This window comes from Pseudomonas sp. CF161 (assembly GCF_000416215.1).
In the GTDB taxonomy this organism is placed as follows: domain Bacteria; phylum Pseudomonadota; class Gammaproteobacteria; order Pseudomonadales; family Pseudomonadaceae; genus Aquipseudomonas.
On sequence record NZ_ATLP01000052.1, the window covers coordinates 45,979 to 62,675 of the forward strand.

Here is a 16,697-nt window from a genome sequence, read left to right on the forward strand (position 1 = left end):
ATCAGCGCGTCAACTTCGGGACTATTTTTATCATGCGAATTACCCTGATGCAGATCGAGGCCTTCTATTGGACGGCCCGATTAGGGGGCGTGCATGCCGCCTCGCGCCATCTTCACCTGACCCAGCCGGCCATCTCTTCGCGCATTCGGGAGATGGAGTCATTGTTGAGCGTGAAACTCTTCGATCGCAGCAAGCAGCGCATGATAATCACCGCCGACGGTTTGATCGCCCTGCAACATGCCGAACTGGCGCTGAACAACAGCGTGAAACTGGAGCAGTTCGCGGCCAAGCAGAAGCAGAACCGGCGGCTGCGGGTGGGCGCCGACGAGTGTTCGGCCATGGTCGGGCTGACGGCGGTGATTGCCGAGATCAAGGCGCATTTCCCGGAGATCACCCTGGAAATCACCATCGATGTGGGGGCGGTGCTCAATCGCAAGCTCAATGATCACGAGCTGGACCTGGCGCTGTTGACCAACCCCATGACCCGCGACGACGTGACCGATATCTTCCTGGGCTGGATGACCTTCCAGTGGGTGGCCGCCGCCCACCTGGAAATCGACGGCGATTCGTTCCTGCCGCAGCACGCCGGGGCCTACCCGATCGTCACCCATTCCGCGCCTTCGACCCTGTATTCAGTGGTCGAGCGCTGGTTGAAAGAGGGCGGCAATGTCTCCGAGGCATTTCATTCCAGTAACTCCCTGGCCTTTATCGCGAAGATGATATCGGCCGGGCACGCTATTGGAATTCTGCCAGTGCCGTTGATTAGGGATATGTTGGCGGTGGACATGCTCAAAGTATTACCGTGCACTCCGCCTATTGCACCGGCCAAGTTCTGTTTGTCTTATGTGACGGAAAAACCGGACGTGCAACTTGATGAGTTAGTTGCACTGACACGGGCCACGTTATTGCGCCAGAACTTCCTGGTTAATTGAATTTTTACGGCATGAGTTGCAACGCCGAATCAAGTGGATGAGTTCGGCCCAAGTGTGCAGGTTATTCCAATAAACGTGGAGTGAACGGACAGTGCCCCCGGCAAACCGGGAGCTTGTTCCTACCTCTCGAGTGCCTCCCGGGTGGCGGCGATCTGCTGCCCGGCCTGATTCAGCCAGGACAGGTCACTGCCCATCAGCAGCATGTCGCAGCCCATTTCTCGCAGGCGCCGCGCGGTTTCAGTGTCGGCGGGGAAGCACGGCACCATCACTTGGATCGCGCGCTGATGGCATTTCTTGATCAGCCATTGCAGGCGCGCCAGGACCTCGGGGTTGCCCAGGCGATAATCCACCGGCAACTGGCGGGACAGGGAGTAATCGGCCGGGCCGAAATGCACGGCGTCGATGCCCTCGACGTCGAGGATCTCATCGATGTTGTCGAAGAATTCATAGCTCTCGGCCATGGGCACGATCACGCCGCGCTGGTTTTCCGCCTCGGTGTAGCGCGCCCAGTCGAAGCCGGGGCCGGCGTAACGGGCCGAGCGCACCGAACTGTCGCCACCGCGCCGGCCCACGGGCGGAAATTTGCTGCAGCGAATGATCTCGCGCATCTGCGCGGCGTTGTGCACCTGGGGAATAATCACCCCCGAAGCGCCCATTTCCAGGGCTTTGCGTATGTCCCATTCGAGGGTGCCGCGCACCCGGACCAGGCTGTGGATCGCCGCGTGGTGCGCCGCCAGCAGCAGTTTCTCCATGTCCCGGTCGACCCCCAGGGCCGTGTGCTCGGCATCGATAAAGACAAAGTCCAGCCCCCAGTTGCCGGCCACTTCGATGGGCAGGCAGGCGGTGCTGTAGATGTTCATGCCGAACGTAACGCCAGCGGCCATTCGGTCCTTGAGCGAACTGATCGTGTTTTGCATTGCGATTACCTGAAGAGTGAGGGGCGATGGCCGGGTGCCGATGCGCCATCCGAGGGCCCGATCAAAGGCGTGGCAAGTCGGCACCCGGGTTTTCAGAGGCGATAGGTCTCGGGCAGGCGGTCGCGGAACGGGTGGATCTCGAACACTCCCGGGTCGCGGATCAGCGACTTGTTGCGCGCCTTGGCCAGGTCGATCTCGACGCTGAACACCCCGTCTTCCAGGCCGGCGCGGGTCAGGGTGGTGCCGGACGGTTCGATGATGTGGCTCATGCCGATAAACTGCATGCCGCCGTCCAGGTCATTGCGGTTGGGGGCCACGAAATACACGATGTTTTCCGCGGCGCGCACGGTGCTGAACAGGTCCGGCAGCAGCCGCGCCTGCTCCGGCCAGGCGGCCGGCAGGACCACGATATCGGCGCCCTCCAGGGCCAGGGTGCGGATGACTTCCGGGAAGCGGATTTCATAGCAGATCGCCAGGCCGATGCGGCCGATGTCGGTGTTGAACACCGGCGGTGTCCACTCCTCCGGGCGATCGGTGAAACGGTCGCCGATCATGAACGGCAGGTGGCGTTTGCGATGCAGGCCAATGACACCCTGGGGGCCGAGCAGGGCGGCGGTATTGAAGATCGAGTCGGCGTGTTTTTCATAGAAACCGACCACGATGTGGATCCCGCTTTCAGCACTGACCGCCAGCAACGGGGCCAGGGCGTCGAGGCTGATGGCGCCTTGCTCCAGTTCTTCACGGCTGTCGAACGAGCCGCCGGTCAACAGGCATTCGGCAAAGGCAATCAGGCGCGAGCCGTCTGCCGCGGCCTGGCGCGACAACTGCGCGACCTTGTCGATGGTCTGTGCGGGATTGCCGATGACCGGGTGGATCTGGGCGACCGAAATTTTCATCTTGCTGCTTCCTCTTGGCTGATACGGCAGTGCCCGCCGGGCGGGCGTATAAGGCGGATACCGGGGTGACCGGTGGCGAGGGCGCGGGCCCTCGCCGGACTGCGCCGCAGTCCCTGTTACTGCGCCTGGTAACCCACGGCCTGGTACACCTTCTTCACCAGTTCGGGGTTGATCTGCGCCGCGTATTTTTCGATCACCGGGCGGATCTTCTGCTGGATGCGCACCACCTCTTCGGCGGGCAATTCGTTGACCTGCATCCCGGAGCGGGTGAGCTCGGCAATTGCCTTGCTGTCGGCTGCGCGGGAGATCTGACGCTGCTCCAGGCGCACCTCCATGGCCACCTCCGTCAGCAGCGCCTGCTCGTCCGGGTTCAGGGTGTCCCAGAAGGGTTTGCTGATCAGTACGATCTGCGGGTTGTAGTTGTGACGGGTCAGGCTCAGGTACTTCTGCACTTCATTGAACTTCGAGGCCAGGATCAGTGCCGCCGGGTTTTCCTGACCGTCCACGGTGCCGGTCTCGAGGGCGGTGTGCACCTCGGTGAAGGGCAGGGGCGTGGGGTTGGCGCCGAGGGTCGACCACACGTCGAGGAACAGCGGCGATTGCTGGGCGCGAATCTTCAGGCCGGTGATGTCTTCCATCTTCTGCACCGGGCGCACGTTGTTGGTCAGGTTGCGCACCCCCAGCTCCCAGAACGCCAGGCCCACCAGTTTTTTCTCCGGCAGCTGGTCGATCAGCATCTTGCCGACCTCGCCATCGAGCATGGCGTCGACCTTGGCGGTGTCGGTGTAGATAAACGGGAAGTCGAGGATGCCGAAATCGGTCACGTGGTTGAGCATCAGGCCGGCGTTCCAGGTCATCATTTCCACCACGCCGCCCTGCAGCGACGACAGCACTTGCACGTCGCCCCCGAGCACGCCGTTGGGGAAGGTGCGGACCTTGATCTTGCCGCCGCTGCGTTCGTTGATCTTCTTCGCGAACAGCTCCATGCCAATGGCCGGTGGGGTGCCCTTGGGGCTGGTGGCGGCGAACTTGAGGGTGCGTGAGTTGTACTCGGCGGCGAAGCTCAGGCTGCTGGCCAGCAGCAGCGCGGCGAGCACGGAGAGGTGTCGGGTCATGGTCATTCCTTATTGTTGTTCGGGGTGTCAGTGGGCGAACCATTGCGCCGGAACCGTCACCAGTTCAGGGAAGATCACCAGCAGGAACAGCACGATGATTTCGGCGATAAGGAACGGGAAGGTGCCCTTGAGCAGGGCCTCGTAGCGCATCTTGCCGATCCCGCACACCACGTTGAGCACCGTGCCCACGGGCGGCGTGATCAGGCCGATGGAGCAATTGATCATGAACAGCACGCCGAAGTAGATCGGGTCGATATTGGCCGCCGTCACCACCGGCACCAGGATCGGCGCCAGGAGCAGGATGGTCGGCGTCAGGTCCATGACCATGGAGATCAGCAGGATCAGCAGCATCAACACCACGATCAGCAGTTTCGGGTTGTCCATGACCGGCTGGATCAGGTCGATGATCTGCCCGGGGATGTCGGCGATGGTGATCATCCAGGCCGGGATCGACGCCGCGGCCACCAGGAACATCACTGCGGCGGTGGTCTTGCCGGCGCGCAACAGCAGCTCACCGAGGGATTTCAGGCTCAGCTCGCGGTAGATCAGCGACGACACCAGCAGCGCATAGACGCTGGCCACGGCCCCGGCTTCGGTCGGGGTGACCACGCCGAAGCGCAGGCCGGCGACGATGATCACCGGCAGCATCAGCGCCCAGGTGCTGTCGACAAAGGCCTTGAGGCGCTCCTTGCCGGAAGCCTTGGGGCTTAGCTCGACATCGTTGTCACGGCGCGACACCAGCCACCAGGCGATCACCAGGGCCACGGCAATCATCAGCCCGGGGGCGATCCCCGCCAGGAACAGCTTGGTGATCGACAAGCCGGAAGCCACCCCCAGCACCACGAAGCCGATGCTCGGGGGAATGATCGAGCCCAGCACCGAAACCGAGGCGATCAGGCCGCCGGAGCGATTGCGGTTGTAGCCCGCGATCACCATCATCGGCAGCAGCAGGGCGGTCAGCGAAGCCGCGTCGGCCAGGGCCGAGCCCGACAGGCTGGACAGCAGCACCCCGGCAAAGATCGTGACGTAGCCCAGGCCACCGCGCATATGGCCGACCAGGGAAATCGCCAGGTTGATGATGCGCTTGGACAGGCCGCCGCTGTTCATCACTTCGCCGGCGATGATGAACAACGGAATCGCCAGCAACGGAAAGCTGCCCGCCGAGTTGATGATGTTCTGCGCGATGATCTGGCCATCGAACAGCCCCAGCAGCCACATCAGGGCCACGCCGCAGAGAATCAGGGCATAGGCGATGGGCACGCCGATAAGAATGGCGGCCATCAGCACGCCGACAAATACGCCGAGGGCCATTACTTGAGCACCCCTTGCACGCTGGTGGAAGGCTGGAGCTCGCCGGCCGGGGTGGCCAGGTGCTTGACCAGTTGGGCGCCGAGCAGAACGCTGCTCAATACCGAAAACACCAGGCCGGCGCCGTAGAACAGGCCCATGGAGATACCGGTGGAGGGCGCGCCCACATTCAGGTTGATCAGGGTCTGTTTCCAGCTGCCCTGGAGAAACAGCCAGGTGGCGAACAGCATCAGCAGGTAGGTCAGGGTCAGCAGGTGTTTGGCGACCCTGGGCGAGGCGCGGCTGGTGACGATATCGACCCCGATATGGCCGTTCTCGTGCAGCATCAGCTGGGAGCCGGCGAACACCAGCCAGACGAACGCCAGCCGGGAAATTTCCTCACTGAAGAACAAGCCGGAATTGAAGCCGTAGCGCAGCACCACATTGGTGAAAATCAGCGCCGTGATACACACCAGGCAACCGACGATCAGTACCTTCAGGGCCAGGAAATAAAGTCTTATCAGTTCTTTCATGAACGGTGCTCCCCGTTGAGTGGGGGGCGGTTGTGCAACTCGCTGCGGGCCGCTGAAGAGCGGTTGGGGCGAATGGGTCGCGCTGCATGAAACTGCAAACAGAGCATAAGTAAGACCACCTTTTATTATTAGTTATACGTCGTCGTATGACCTGGGTAGAGTCTTTATTTATGCGGGGTTCGTGTCAATGCAAGTACCGGTGTTTGCTGAGTCAATGTTCTTATTAGGGCGATAAGGGATGGTAATCAGTGATCAGGTTTATTGATTAAAAAAGCGCGAGCGCAGGTTTTAAATAATAAGTTGTGGGACGTCTTATCCGGTTATTGATAAAGGCCACGTTTTATTCTCGGAGCCAGTTCGTGTCGCCGCTTGCTTGCCTCTGGTGCTGCGCCGGGCAAACACCGCAAACTGTGCCCCCGTTAACGCAACAGAGGGCGAGCCTTGATCGAACGACGGCAATTCAGCACAGGCATGAAGGGCAAGAACCTGCGCTACCTGAATGAGCAACCCAGCCAGGGCCAGCGGCCGCTGCAAGCGGGGTTTGTGCTGCTTGAGCATTTTTCCCTGCCGGCGTTCACCCAGGCGCTGGACACCATCGTCACCGCCAACCTGTTGCGGCCCAACCTGTTCTGTTCCCGCACCTTTGGCCTGCACGAGGGGGAGGTGGTGAGCGACCTGGGCCTGGTGATCCGGCCGGACGCCCATCTCGATGGCTCCCAGCTCAAGGACCTCGACCTGCTGGTGGTGTGCGGTGGCTACCGCACCGAACTCAAGGCCTCGGACGCATTCATTCATCTGCTCAAGGCCGCTGCCGAACAGGGCGTGACCCTGGCCGGGCTGTGGAATGGAGCGTGGTTTCTCGGTCGGGCCGGGCTCCTGGCGGGCTACCGCTGCGCGATCCACCCCGAACATCGCCCGGCCCTGGCGGAGTTCTGCAAGGCGACCCAGGTCAGCAGCGAACCCTACGTGATCGACCGCGACCGGCTCACCGCGGCAAGCCCTTCGGGGGCGTTCCATATGGCCCTGGACTGGATCAAGGGCCTGCACGACAAGGCCCTGGTCGAGGGCATCGAAGACATCCTGGCCTTTGAGGAGTCGCGCTACCGACGCATCAAGCCCACCGGCAATATCTGCCTCAGCGCGCCCCTGCGCGAAGTGGTCAAGCTGATGGCCGCCAACCTCGAAGAGCCCCTGGAGCTGGAGCAACTGGCGGTCTACGCCGGCCGCTCACGGCGTCAGCTCGAGCGCTTGTTCAAGGAGCAACTGGGCACCACGCCGCAACGCTACTACCTGGAGTTGCGCATCACCGAAGCGCGCCGCCTGCTGCAGCACACCGAACTGTCCCAGGTCGATGTGCTGGTGGCCTGCGGCTTTGTCTCGCCCAGCCATTTCAGCAAGTGCTACAGCGCGTACTTTGGTTACCGGCCGTCGAAGGAGACCCGGCTGGTGAAGTAGCTCGCACTGCACCGATTGCCCGCTCAACACAGGCCGTCACGGCGCGGCTTTTAACCAGAGGGAGACCCATAACCCGCGCTGCCGGGTCTGATCGGTGAACGCCAACTCAAGGCGTGCGCCGTTGCGCTCGGCAATCGCCTTGACAATCGACAGCCCGAGCCCGGATCCGGTCTCACCGGAACCCAGGCTGCGATAGAAGGGGTCGAACACCCGCGTTTGCTCGGCCTGGGGAATACCCGGCCCCGAGTCCTTGACCTGGAGCCGTGCCGCTTCGTGCTCCCGCTCCACCAGCAGATCGATCCGCCCGCCGGGAGGGGTATAGCGAATAGCATTGTCGAGCAGGTTCTTGATCAGGGTGTACAACTCCATGTCGTGGATGATCACCCGTACGTCCTCGGTACCTTCGACACCGATATCGATGCCCTTGTGTTCGGCCAATGGCAGCAAGTCTTCCAACACCCGGCGATAAAGGTCGTGAACCGAAACCGCCTCTGGTTGCCGGTTCGATTGCGATTGCGCGGCGGCCAGGGTCAATAGTTGATCGATCAGCTTTCTGCTGCGCTCAATACCCTGCGATAACGGCAGCAGGCGTTCGCGGGCCTGCGCCGGCATCTCGGCGGCGTCCAGGCGTTCGGCTTGCAGGGACAGGGCGGTCATGGGCGAGCGTAATTCGTGAGCGGCATCGGCGACGAAGCGGCGCTGGGTTTGCATGGCCTGCTCGACCCGCGCGAGCAGGCGGTTGATGGCGACCACAAAAGGCCGGACTTCCGTGGGCAGGTGCTGTTCATCGATCGAGTGCAGTGCCTGTTCCGCGCGCTGGTCGATTTCCGCCGCGAGGGTAGCGATGGGACGAAACAGCTTGCGCAGCAGGTCTGCCACCACCAGCAGCAACACCGGGAACAGAATCAGGAATGGCAACAAGCTGCGCCAGGCGCTTTCGCGGGCGTCCTTGTTGCGAACATCGGCTTCCTGGGCCACGGCAATGCGCTCGCCGCGTGCGGTGGTCCTGACCAGCACCCGAAACGCCTCGCCACCGACCTGCAACGTCGACAAACCATCGGCGAGTGTCGTGGGCAATGGCAACGGAATGACATCATCCTGGCTCCCCGAGGCGTTGGCGCCATCGGCCAGGTACTGAATGGTGACTCGGGACTCTTCGTCGTCGCCCTCGATGGCCTTGCCCGCAGGGTAGTGCAAGGTCATCTGCTGGCGGTCAAACAGCATCGCCACCTGGCGCAAGGTGTCGTCTTGCAGTTCACGGGCTTCGTCGAAGGCCGACATAAAGGCGAAAACGCTGGCCACCCCTGCCACCAGTAAAATCGCCAGTGACAGGGCCACCGACAACCTGAGCTGGACCGACTCCCTCAGACGCTTTTTGAAACCATCCATCCTATGCCCCTGACGTTTTTGATGACCTGGCTTCCCAATTTGCGCCGCAAGGCATGAATCAAGAACTCGATGGCGTTGCTTTCCACCTCGTTGCCCCAACCGTAGAGACGGTCTTCGAGTTCGCTGCGCGAGAGGATTGCCCCCGGGCGGATCAACAAGGCTTGCAACAGGGCGAACTCGCGATTGGAGAGTGGCACGCTGCCGCACTCTTCGGTGCTGGCCTGCTTCGACACCAGGTCCAGCGACACCACGCCATTGCCCAGCACGGGAAGGGCGCTGCCGCCCTTGCGCCGCAACACCGCACGCATACGCGCCAACAACTCGGCCATGGCGAAGGGTTTGAGCAGATAGTCGTCCGCGCCGCCGTCCAGGCCGCGCAGGCGGTCGTCGAGGCTATCCCGAGCTGTAATGATGAGCAACGGCACCGGGTTATTGCGCGCGCGAAGGGTGTCCAGTACCTCCAGGCCGTCCTTGCCGGGCAGGCCCAGGTCCAGCAACACCAGGTCGTAGACGTGGGTATCCAGCGCGGCGAGGCCGGCGGGGCCATTTTTCACCCAGTCGGCGGCGTAGCTGACGTCGGTGAGGGCGCGCTGGATCGCATCGCCAATCATGGGGTCGTCTTCGATCAGCAATATCCGCATGTTTCGCTCCGGTATGCAGAAGGCGCGAGGGTGATGACCCTCGCGCCTGTAGTGAAGCACCTGGACAGCGCTGTGTCCGCTGCGGGTTCAGGGTTTGGCGTTCATCGAGTCGAAGGCCTGCATCAGGTTATCCATGCTTGTCTTGCAATCGCTGGGGTTCGGGCTGCTGGCGCGCAAGGCGTCCAGTGCGCGATCGATGGCCTTGTCCAGCACATGCCAGTCGCTGGCGGCGCGGGGCTTTATCCCGGCCTCGGCGGAGTCCCAGGTACTTTCCAGGTCCTTGATCCGGGTTTTGGCGCCCGGCAGGTCGTGTTTATCAACCAGCGCGCTGACGTCAGCGGCGATGCTGCGAAACTCCGATAAATCGCCCAGTTTCGAGCCAGCCTGGTTCCGGGTTGCCGCCGCCGTGCCTGGCGCGGCGGTGGGCGGCTCGGCGGGCTTCGAACAACCGGCGACCAGACTCAGTAACAAGATCGACGAGACGAGTGCAACGTGACGCATAAGGGGGGAGGCGTAGCGCATGATGATGTCCCTGAAGGGTTTATCGAGTGATGGCAGTGCGTTTGCCGACATTGGCTTGGGCCACAGCCACCAGCAGCACGATGACGCAGAGAAACAGGGCACTGGTCCAGGTGGCGCCCATGCCCAGGCCGCCATAGGTCTTGGCCTGGGTCAGCAGGTCACCCAGGGACGCGCCGAAGGGGCGAGTCAGGATGTAGGCGATCCAGAAGGTCAGTACCCCGTTGGCACTCAAGCGCCAGGCCACCAGGGTGGCGGCGATCAGCGCGGCGAAGATCGCGGCGCCGAGGGTGAAGCCCAGGCCCAGGGCTTCGCTGGCCAAGTCGCCGGCGGCGGTGCCCAGGGCGAAGGTGCAGAGCACCGTGGCCCAATAGAACAACTCGCGGCGCGGGGTGACGATCTCGCGGATCGACAGGGTGTGCTCGGCTCGATACCAGGCCAGGAAGCTGATCGCCAGCAACACCGAGAAGATCGCCGTGCTGGCGTACAGGCTGACGTCCAGTTTGTCCGTGAGGATGTCGGTGATCTGCGTGCCGACGATGCTCACCAGCACCACGCTCAGCCAGTAGATCCAAGGGGTGTAGGCCTTGGTACGCAGTTGGCAGAACAGCGCAATTGCCAGCAGCATCGCCATGCCGATGCTGGTCGCGCCGGCGCCGAAGCCAGCGTCCACCGCGAGAAAATCGGCACCGGTTTCGCCCACGGTCGTCGACATGACCTTGATGACCCAGAAGGACACGGTCACTTCGGGTACTTTGTTCAGCCAACGGGCTGCGGTGTCATTCATCTGGGTTACCTCTCTATCAGAGCGCCGGGTTGGGCGCAGGGGAGAAGGTACGGCACAAGACTTAGCTGAGACTGAGGGTGGCGCGTCGGGCTTCAATCCATCAGGACATGAGCCTGGCCCCGGGTGGTCAGTTGCACCTTGCTGCCGATGGTCGGCGCTTGCAGGCAGGAACTGCGCACGCGCAAGGATCGAGCACTTTCCCCATGCAGCATCACCGTCAGGGCGCAGCTATCGCCAGCAAAGTCCCGCTCGGTGACCACGCCCTGGCACCCGGCCGAGTTCGGCTCTGCGGTGCTGATCTGCAGCTGTTCGGGGCGCAGCATGATGTGCACCTGGGCGTTATTGCGCTGGTGGTTGACCGCGATGCGGCCGAGGTCGCAATAGGCCCAACCGGCTTCGATCCTGGCAGGCATCAGCACGGCTTCGCCGAGAAACAACGCGGTCTGTCGGTCGTTGGGAAATTGATACACGTCCATGGGGGGCCCCGATTGCACCAGGCGCCCTTGGCGCATCACGGCCAACTGGTCGGCGAAGGACAAGGCTTCGCTCTGGTCATGGGTCACCAGCAGCGTGGTGACGCCAGCCTCTTCCAGCAGTCGCGCGACCATTTTGCGCATGGCCGTGCGCAAGCCGGTGTCCAGGGCTGAAAACGGTTCATCCAGCAACATCAGTCGCGGCTGTTGCGCCAGGGCCCGAGCCAAGGCCACACGCTGTTGCTGGCCGCCCGACAATTCATGGGGCCAGCGCCCGCCCAAGCTGGCCTCAAGCGCAACGCTGTCCAGCAGTTCGGCGATCCGTTGCTGCCTGGCATCGCCCTTGATCGCCAGGCCAAAGCCGACGTTGGCGGCGACCGTCATGTGCGGGAACAGGGCGCCATCCTGGGGTACGTAGCCGATCAGGCGCTGGTGGGCGGGGACTTGATGCTGGTCGTCCACCAGCACCTGACCGTTGAGCCTGAGGCTGCCGGAGTCGGGGAACTCGAACCCGGCAATCACGCGCAACAGCGTGGTCTTGCCCGACCCGGAAGGCCCGACGATGACGGTGCGACTGCCGGTGGGCAGTGACAGGTTGATAGTGTCCAGGGCCGATTGGCGGCCAAAGGATTTGCAAATCGCGGTGAGTTCCAGCGTGTTCATCGGCCCGCCGTGCGTTTGGAGTGGTGATAAAGAACCCCGGTCAGCGGCAGCGACAGCAGGATCATCAGCAGGGCGTAGGGGGCCGCCGCCGCGTAGTCGATCTCGCTGGTCATCGCCCAGAACCCGGTGGCCAGGGTGCGAGTGCCATTGGGTGCCAGCAGCAGGGTGGCGGTCAGTTCATTGGTGATCGCCAGGAACACCAGTGCGGCGCCTGCGGCGGCCCCGGGAGCGGCCAGGCGCAGCGTGATCAGCCACAGGGCCCGGGCAGGCGAACGCCCCAGGCTTTGGGCCATGTTTTCCAGTTCCACCGGAGCCTGGGCGATGCCGGCGCGCAAGCTCACCAGGGCCCGTGGCAGGAACATCAGCAGGTAGGCCAGCAGCACGCTGAAGGTGGTCTGGTAAAGCGGCCGGGCGAAGTGGATGGTCACGGTCACCAGGGCCAGAGCCACGACGATGCCGGGCAGCGAACTGGTGATGTAGTTGCAGCTTTCCAGCAGCCGTTGCAAACGCCCTGGCGCACGAATCGAGAGCCAGGCAATTGGCACTGCGGCACAGGTGGTCAGCAGGGCGCCGACGACGCCCAGCAGCAGGGTCTGCTCCAGAGCGGGCAGCAGTTCAGCCAGTTGCCAGACCTCGCGGCCCCCGGCAATCAGCCACTTGCCCAGTGTGATCAGCGGCACGCCCAGGGCCAGCAGGCAGGTCAGGGCCTGCAGGGCCAAGCCCAGGGCGCGGCTGCGCCCACTCAGTTGCACGAGGCATGGCTCCCGGGCGCTGCCCGAGCCCACCCGGGCATAACGGGCTGCGCCCCGGGCGGCAGATTCGCTGCCAAGCAGCACCAGGCAACACAGGGCCAGCACCGCTGCCAACATGTTCGCCGCCGGGCCGTTGAAGGTGGACTTGAACTGATCGAAGATCGCGGTGGTGAAGGTGTCGAAGCGGATCATCGCGTACAGGCCGTACTCGGCCAGCAAGTGCAGGCCCACCAGTAACGCGCCGCCACCGATCGCCAGGCGCAACTGGGGCAACAACACCCGGAAAAACACCGCCCAGGGCTTGAGCCCAAGGGATTGCGCCACGTCTTCGATGGCCGGGTCGAGCCGGCGCAAGGTGGCGGCCAGCGGCAAGTAGAGAAAGGGGAAGTAAGCGATCACCGACACCAGCACGCCGGCTGGCAAGCCATGTATCGATGGCACCAGGCTGACCCAGGCATAGCTGTGGACGAAGGCTGGCACCGCCAGCGGCGCAACGGCCAGCAGCGACCACAGGCGCCTGCCCGGCAGGTCGCTGCGTTCGGTAAGCCAGGCCAGGGCAATGCCCAGGGTCACGCACAAGGGCAGGGTGATCAGCACCAGCAGCAGGGTGTTGAGCAGCAGTTCGGCAACCCGTGGCCGCCATACCAGCGCCACGATTTGTCCCCAGCCGATGTCCCAGGACACGCCGATGACAAAGGCAATCGGCAACAGCGCCAGCAGTGAAACCAGCACCGATAAACCGATCACCCACGCGCCCCCACGACCTTTGAAGCGTCCACGGGAGTGTCTGCGGGAGCGGACGGGTAGCGCTTGGGCGATAGCTGCCGACAGGTGTTCAGGCTGCAATTAGAGAAGTCCGGCCAGGGTCATGAGTGCCACCGCTTTTTTGCTGTCCAGCTTGGCGGCGTCGACCCTGGGCGCATCGAGTTGTGCCAGTGGCAGCAGTTTGGGGTTCGACTGCACGTCTTGGCCCACGGCGTATTCGAACGAATTGCCATTTTTCAGAATCGCCTGGCCGTCCTTGCTGGTGATCCATTTCAGGAAGGCCTGGGCCTGCTCTTTATGCGTACTGGACGCCAGCACGCCGGCCCCGGAAATGCTGATAAAGGCCCCGGGGTCCTGGTGCTTGAAGTAGTGCAGGCGGGTGTTATGGCTGTTTTCGCCGGTCTTGGCCTGATCGACGAAGCTGTAATAGTGATAAATCACCCCACTGTCGACCTGGCCGGCGTTGACGGCCTTGAGCACGGCACTATTGCCACGGTAGAGGCTGGCATTGGCTTTCATCGCCTTGAGCCATTCGAGGGTGGCGGCTTCGCCCTTGAGTTCGAGTACGGCGGCGACTATGGCCTGGAAGTCCGCCCCAGCGGGGGACACGGCCCAGCGGCCTTTCCAGCTTGGCGAGGCCAAATCCAGCAAGGAAGTTGGTAATTGGTCTTCTTTGAGCAGGCTCGGGTTGTAGACGAACACTGTGGAGCGAGCCGCGATTCCCAGCCACTTGCCGTGGGCCGGGCGATAGGCCGCATCGACCTGGTCCAGGGTGGTCGGTGCTACGGGAGCAAACAGCCCGGCGTTATCCACCAGCACCATGGCCGGAGAGTTTTCAGTCAGGAACACGTCAGCCGGGGAGGAAGCGCCCTCCTGGATGATCTGGTTCCCCATCTCAGTGTCGTCGCCATTGCGCACCGTGACCTTGATCCCGGTTTCCTTGGTAAAGCCGTTCACCCACGCTTGGGTCAGGCTTTGGTGCTGGGCGTTGTAGACCACAATGCCATCCGTATCGGTCGCCGCATAAACCTGGCCGACGCTGACCAGGGCGGTGAACAACAACGCTTTTTTTAGCACGCAAGGAATACGGGGGATCATGTTGATGGAGCTCCTGTGGTCGATTTTTTTTTGGCCGAACAGAGAGGAAACACTGAGTCATGTTGATTCAATAAGAATCATTTGCATGTGTGGCGAGGCGCAGAATGTAGAGATGCGAATAAGAAAAAAGCGTCAAAAAAATGCTAAGCCGATGTTGTTCTCTGGAGGGCTTGAGGCCCAGGAGGAGACTGTTTGCGCCTCGGGGGAAATATCCGGCAATAGGCTTGGGCCCCCAGGGGCTCTGGCCAACTGACATGATGGGCGCATTTTTTGCCAGTTGAGAGTGCGGGATGCATGGCTTTGGGATGGCTGGGGACCTGCTGGTCCTGGGGGGCTACATGGTCGGCGTGGTGTGCTGGGGGTACTTCTGGTACCTGTGCATAAACCGTCGCAACGACCTGTTTGGCCCGATGAACACCCTGCGGGTGCTACTGCTGATTATTGTGATTCCGCTGGTGTTCGGGCTGGGCTTGTACCTGGTGGTGATCGAGACGTTTGAGCGCAGGTACGAGCCGTGGTGGGTGGTCTTGGGGATACTGGCACCGGTTTTGGGATGCCGTTGGATTGGCTTCAAGCTCAAGGATTGACGCGCACGTATTGCCAAGGACCCGCCAGGACGGCGGGTCCGGCAGGTGTATCAGAGTTTTGGCAACTGGCCGATACGGCCCATCATTTCGGTCACGATCTGCAGGTCCAGCAGGAACTGTTCAACCGTCTTGAACTCGTTGTCGTTGTGACCGGTGTACTTGACCTCCGGCCGCGCCAGGCCGAATTGCACGCCGTTGGGCAGTTCATGCACCGAGGTGGCGCCGGCGGACGTGCCGAACTTGTGTTCCATGCCCAGGTTCTCGGTGGCCACGGCCAACAGCGCCTTGACCCATTCACCCTCGGGGTTGCGGTACATCGGCTCGGCGATCGAGTAGTCGAAGGCCACCGCGACCTTGGCCTTCTTGCTCCAGGCGTCGAGTTTGTCGGCGATTTCGCTTTTCAGCACCTGCGGCGACTTGCCTTTTGGCACCCGCAGGTTGACCGCCAGCTGGAAGGCGTTGTCCTTGACCCCGACGTAGGTCAGGGAGGTGGTCAACGGGCCCATGAAATCGTCGGAGAAACCGACCCCGAGCTTGCCACCCAGGTAATCCAGGCCCCAGTTATCGGCGGCGTAGCGCGCGGCATCGGTGATCGCGTTGTGCTTGAGCGCGACCTTGCCGTCGAGGCTGTCGAGGAAGTCGAGCATCCGCGCCACCGGGTTGACCCCGGACTCGGGTTCGGAGGAGTGGGCGGACACGCCAGTGACCGTGAGCTTGACGTTCTTGCCGTCGACCTTGGCGCTGACCTCGAACTTGCCGCCGTTGCCGGCCTGGCGCTGGGCGTACTCGTTGCCGGCCTTTTGCAGGCTGGCCGCGAGTTCGGCCGGCTTGTCGGTGACCAGGGTGGCGACCGAGGTCGAAGGGATCTGGTTGGTGGCCAGGCCGCCGGTCAGCGTGGTGATTTCCGCGCCTTTGCCTTGGGCTTTGCGCTGCGGGAAGTTGGCCATCACCGTGCCGTAGCCTTTCTCGGCGATCACCACCGGGTAGCCGCCGTCCAGCGCCAGGTTGTAGTTGGGCGTGGGGTTGCGTTCGAAGTAATAGGGGATGGCGTCGCCGGTGGTTTCCTCGGTGGTGTCCACCAGCAGCTTGAAGTTGCGCGCCAGGGGCAGCTTCTCTTCCTTGATCACCTTCATCGCGTACAGGGTGACGACGATGCCGTTCTTGTCATCCTCGGTGCCGCGGCCATACAGGCGGTCGCCCACCAGGGTGACCTTGAACGGGTCGAGGCGGGTGCCGTCCTGCAACACCCAGTTTTCCGGGGTGACCGGCACGACGTCGGCGTGGGCGTGGATACCGACCACTTCATCGCCGGTGCCCTCCAGGGTGATCTCATAGACCCGGCCGTCGACGTTGCGGTAGGCGAGGTTGAAGGCCTGGGCCAGGCTTTTGATCTTGTCGGCGATCTTGATGAACTCGGGGTTCTCATGGGCCGGCACGCCGTCGACGCTGAAGGTGGGGATCGCCACCAGCTCGCGCAGGGTCTCGGTGGCGGCCTTGCCGTACTTGATGCGGGTGTACAGGCCCAGCAGGCGATGTATCTCGTTCTGCTGCTCGGCGGACAGCGGCTTGTTATCGAGGAAGGCGCCGATGGTCGAGTCCAGGTTGTCGCTCTTGCCCAGCTCGCTCTTGGCCAGGGTGCCGAGGAACTGCCTGAAATCCGTGGCCGAAGCCTCGTTGAAGTGTTTCAGAATGGCTGCGTTCTGTTGCGGGGTGAGGTTGGCCTGGGCCGAGCCGGTGAACAACGACAGACCCGCCGCCATCAGGGTCGCAGCGGCCAGGTGCTTCAGGGAAAAATCCATGGTGTGAGGCATTCCTTTGCAGAGTGGGGAAGTATCTGAACTGAACGTCAGAAAGGCCCACAACCTAACACCACCTGGCAGTGGAACGG

Annotated in this window: 16 protein-coding genes; 3 read left to right on the plus strand and 13 right to left on the minus strand. The window is 62.6% G+C overall.

Annotation, left to right across the window (positions count from 1 at the left end):
• The first annotated feature begins 32 nt into the window (after positions 1–32).
• Positions 33–932, plus strand: a complete 900-nt coding sequence (locus tag CF161_RS09115) for a LysR family transcriptional regulator (protein WP_020296288.1) — start codon at positions 33–35, stop codon at positions 930–932.
• A 119-nt stretch (positions 933–1,051) separates the two neighbouring features.
• Here the strand turns inward: CF161_RS09115 and CF161_RS09120 are convergent, their stop codons facing one another.
• From CF161_RS09120 to CF161_RS09140, 5 genes are all read right to left on the minus strand, one after another.
• On the minus strand, positions 1,052–1,849 hold the full coding sequence (locus CF161_RS09120) for an HpcH/HpaI aldolase/citrate lyase family protein (protein ID WP_020296289.1): 798 nt from the start codon (positions 1,847–1,849) through the stop codon (positions 1,052–1,054).
• 92 nt (positions 1,850–1,941) lie between these two features.
• On the minus strand, positions 1,942–2,745 hold the full coding sequence (locus CF161_RS09125) for a carbon-nitrogen hydrolase family protein (protein WP_020296290.1): 804 nt from the start codon (positions 2,743–2,745) through the stop codon (positions 1,942–1,944).
• Positions 2,746–2,861: 116 nt separating this feature from the next.
• Entirely contained in the window at positions 2,862–3,860 is a 999-nt protein-coding gene (locus CF161_RS09130) for a TRAP transporter substrate-binding protein (RefSeq protein WP_020296291.1), read from the minus strand.
• 27 nt (positions 3,861–3,887) lie between these two features.
• Complete coding sequence (locus tag CF161_RS09135) at positions 3,888–5,171, minus strand: TRAP transporter large permease subunit (protein WP_020296292.1); 1,284 nt, start codon at positions 5,169–5,171, stop codon at positions 3,888–3,890.
• The gene (locus tag CF161_RS09140) at positions 5,171–5,680 is read right to left on the minus strand and encodes a TRAP transporter small permease (protein ID WP_020296293.1); all 510 of its coding nucleotides are present in this window, start codon (positions 5,678–5,680) and stop codon (positions 5,171–5,173) included. The genes CF161_RS09135 and CF161_RS09140 overlap by 1 nt, the downstream gene beginning before the upstream one ends.
• Positions 5,681–6,151: 471 nt before the next feature.
• Here CF161_RS09140 and CF161_RS09145 point away from each other — a divergent pair, with 471 nt between their 5' ends.
• A complete protein-coding gene (locus CF161_RS09145; protein ID WP_020296294.1) occupies positions 6,152–7,135 on the plus strand; it encodes a GlxA family transcriptional regulator in 984 nt (327 codons plus the stop codon).
• A gap of 36 nt (positions 7,136–7,171) precedes the next feature.
• Here CF161_RS09145 and CF161_RS09150 read toward each other — a convergent pair whose 3' ends face one another.
• From CF161_RS09150 to CF161_RS09180, 7 genes are all read right to left on the minus strand, one after another.
• On the minus strand, positions 7,172–8,524 hold the full coding sequence (locus CF161_RS09150; protein WP_043228991.1) for an ATP-binding protein: 1,353 nt from the start codon (positions 8,522–8,524) through the stop codon (positions 7,172–7,174).
• A complete protein-coding gene (locus tag CF161_RS09155; RefSeq protein WP_020296296.1) occupies positions 8,500–9,165 on the minus strand; it encodes a response regulator transcription factor in 666 nt (221 codons plus the stop codon). Before CF161_RS09155 ends, CF161_RS09150 begins: the two co-directional genes overlap by 25 nt.
• Before the next feature lie 87 nt (positions 9,166–9,252).
• Positions 9,253–9,687, minus strand: a complete 435-nt coding sequence (locus CF161_RS09160) for a hypothetical protein (RefSeq protein WP_020296297.1) — start codon at positions 9,685–9,687, stop codon at positions 9,253–9,255.
• 19 nt (positions 9,688–9,706) lie between these two features.
• Positions 9,707–10,471 (minus strand): hypothetical protein, encoded by a 765-nt coding sequence (locus CF161_RS09165; protein WP_020296298.1) that lies wholly within the window; start codon positions 10,469–10,471, stop codon positions 9,707–9,709.
• 92 nt (positions 10,472–10,563) lie between these two features.
• Positions 10,564–11,607 carry an ABC transporter ATP-binding protein gene (locus tag CF161_RS09170; RefSeq protein WP_020296299.1) on the minus strand — a complete coding sequence of 348 codons (1,044 nt, stop codon included), beginning with the start codon at positions 11,605–11,607 and terminating at the stop codon, positions 10,564–10,566.
• The gene (locus tag CF161_RS09175; RefSeq protein ID WP_052027206.1) at positions 11,604–13,178 is read right to left on the minus strand and encodes an iron ABC transporter permease; all 1,575 of its coding nucleotides are present in this window, start codon (positions 13,176–13,178) and stop codon (positions 11,604–11,606) included. The genes CF161_RS09170 and CF161_RS09175 overlap by 4 nt, the downstream gene beginning before the upstream one ends.
• 27 nt (positions 13,179–13,205) lie before the next feature.
• Positions 13,206–14,222, minus strand: a complete 1,017-nt coding sequence (locus CF161_RS09180) for an iron ABC transporter substrate-binding protein (RefSeq protein ID WP_020296301.1) — start codon at positions 14,220–14,222, stop codon at positions 13,206–13,208.
• A 305-nt stretch (positions 14,223–14,527) separates the two neighbouring features.
• On the opposite strand from CF161_RS09180, the gene CF161_RS09190 reads away from it, so the two are divergent.
• Positions 14,528–14,809, plus strand: coding sequence for a hypothetical protein (locus CF161_RS09190; protein WP_156882671.1), 282 nt, complete (start codon positions 14,528–14,530; stop codon positions 14,807–14,809).
• A 50-nt stretch (positions 14,810–14,859) separates the two neighbouring features.
• Here the strand turns inward: CF161_RS09190 and CF161_RS09195 are convergent, their stop codons facing one another.
• Entirely contained in the window at positions 14,860–16,608 is a 1,749-nt protein-coding gene (locus CF161_RS09195) for a dipeptidase (protein ID WP_020296304.1), read from the minus strand.
• Between the last annotated feature and the right edge of the window lie 89 nt (positions 16,609–16,697).

Excerpts from the sequence above, each read along its gene's own strand:
- CF161_RS09155 (WP_020296296.1), bottom strand. The coding sequence starts at position 9,165 with ATGCGGATATTGCTGATCGAAGACGACCCCATGATTGGCGATGCGATC.
- CF161_RS09180 (WP_020296301.1), bottom strand. The coding sequence starts at position 14,222 with ATGATCCCCCGTATTCCTTGCGTGCTAAAAAAAGCGTTGTTGTTCACC.
- CF161_RS09170 (WP_020296299.1), bottom strand. The coding sequence starts at position 11,607 with ATGAACACGCTGGAACTCACCGCGATTTGCAAATCCTTTGGCCGCCAA.
- CF161_RS09190 (WP_156882671.1), top strand. The coding sequence starts at position 14,528 with ATGGCTGGGGACCTGCTGGTCCTGGGGGGCTACATGGTCGGCGTGGTG.
- CF161_RS09160 (WP_020296297.1), bottom strand. The coding sequence starts at position 9,687 with ATGCGCTACGCCTCCCCCCTTATGCGTCACGTTGCACTCGTCTCGTCG.
- CF161_RS09145 (WP_020296294.1), top strand. The coding sequence starts at position 6,152 with ATGAAGGGCAAGAACCTGCGCTACCTGAATGAGCAACCCAGCCAGGGC.
- CF161_RS09140 (WP_020296293.1), bottom strand. The coding sequence starts at position 5,680 with ATGAAAGAACTGATAAGACTTTATTTCCTGGCCCTGAAGGTACTGATC.
- CF161_RS09115 (WP_020296288.1), top strand. The coding sequence starts at position 33 with ATGCGAATTACCCTGATGCAGATCGAGGCCTTCTATTGGACGGCCCGA.
- CF161_RS09130 (WP_020296291.1), bottom strand. The coding sequence starts at position 3,860 with ATGACCCGACACCTCTCCGTGCTCGCCGCGCTGCTGCTGGCCAGCAGC.
- CF161_RS09120 (WP_020296289.1), bottom strand. The coding sequence starts at position 1,849 with ATGCAAAACACGATCAGTTCGCTCAAGGACCGAATGGCCGCTGGCGTT.
- CF161_RS09150 (WP_043228991.1), bottom strand. The coding sequence starts at position 8,524 with ATGGATGGTTTCAAAAAGCGTCTGAGGGAGTCGGTCCAGCTCAGGTTG.
- CF161_RS09125 (WP_020296290.1), bottom strand. The coding sequence starts at position 2,745 with ATGAAAATTTCGGTCGCCCAGATCCACCCGGTCATCGGCAATCCCGCA.
- CF161_RS09135 (WP_020296292.1), bottom strand. The coding sequence starts at position 5,171 with ATGGCCCTCGGCGTATTTGTCGGCGTGCTGATGGCCGCCATTCTTATC.
- CF161_RS09165 (WP_020296298.1), bottom strand. The coding sequence starts at position 10,471 with ATGAATGACACCGCAGCCCGTTGGCTGAACAAAGTACCCGAAGTGACC.
- CF161_RS09195 (WP_020296304.1), bottom strand. The coding sequence starts at position 16,608 with ATGGATTTTTCCCTGAAGCACCTGGCCGCTGCGACCCTGATGGCGGCG.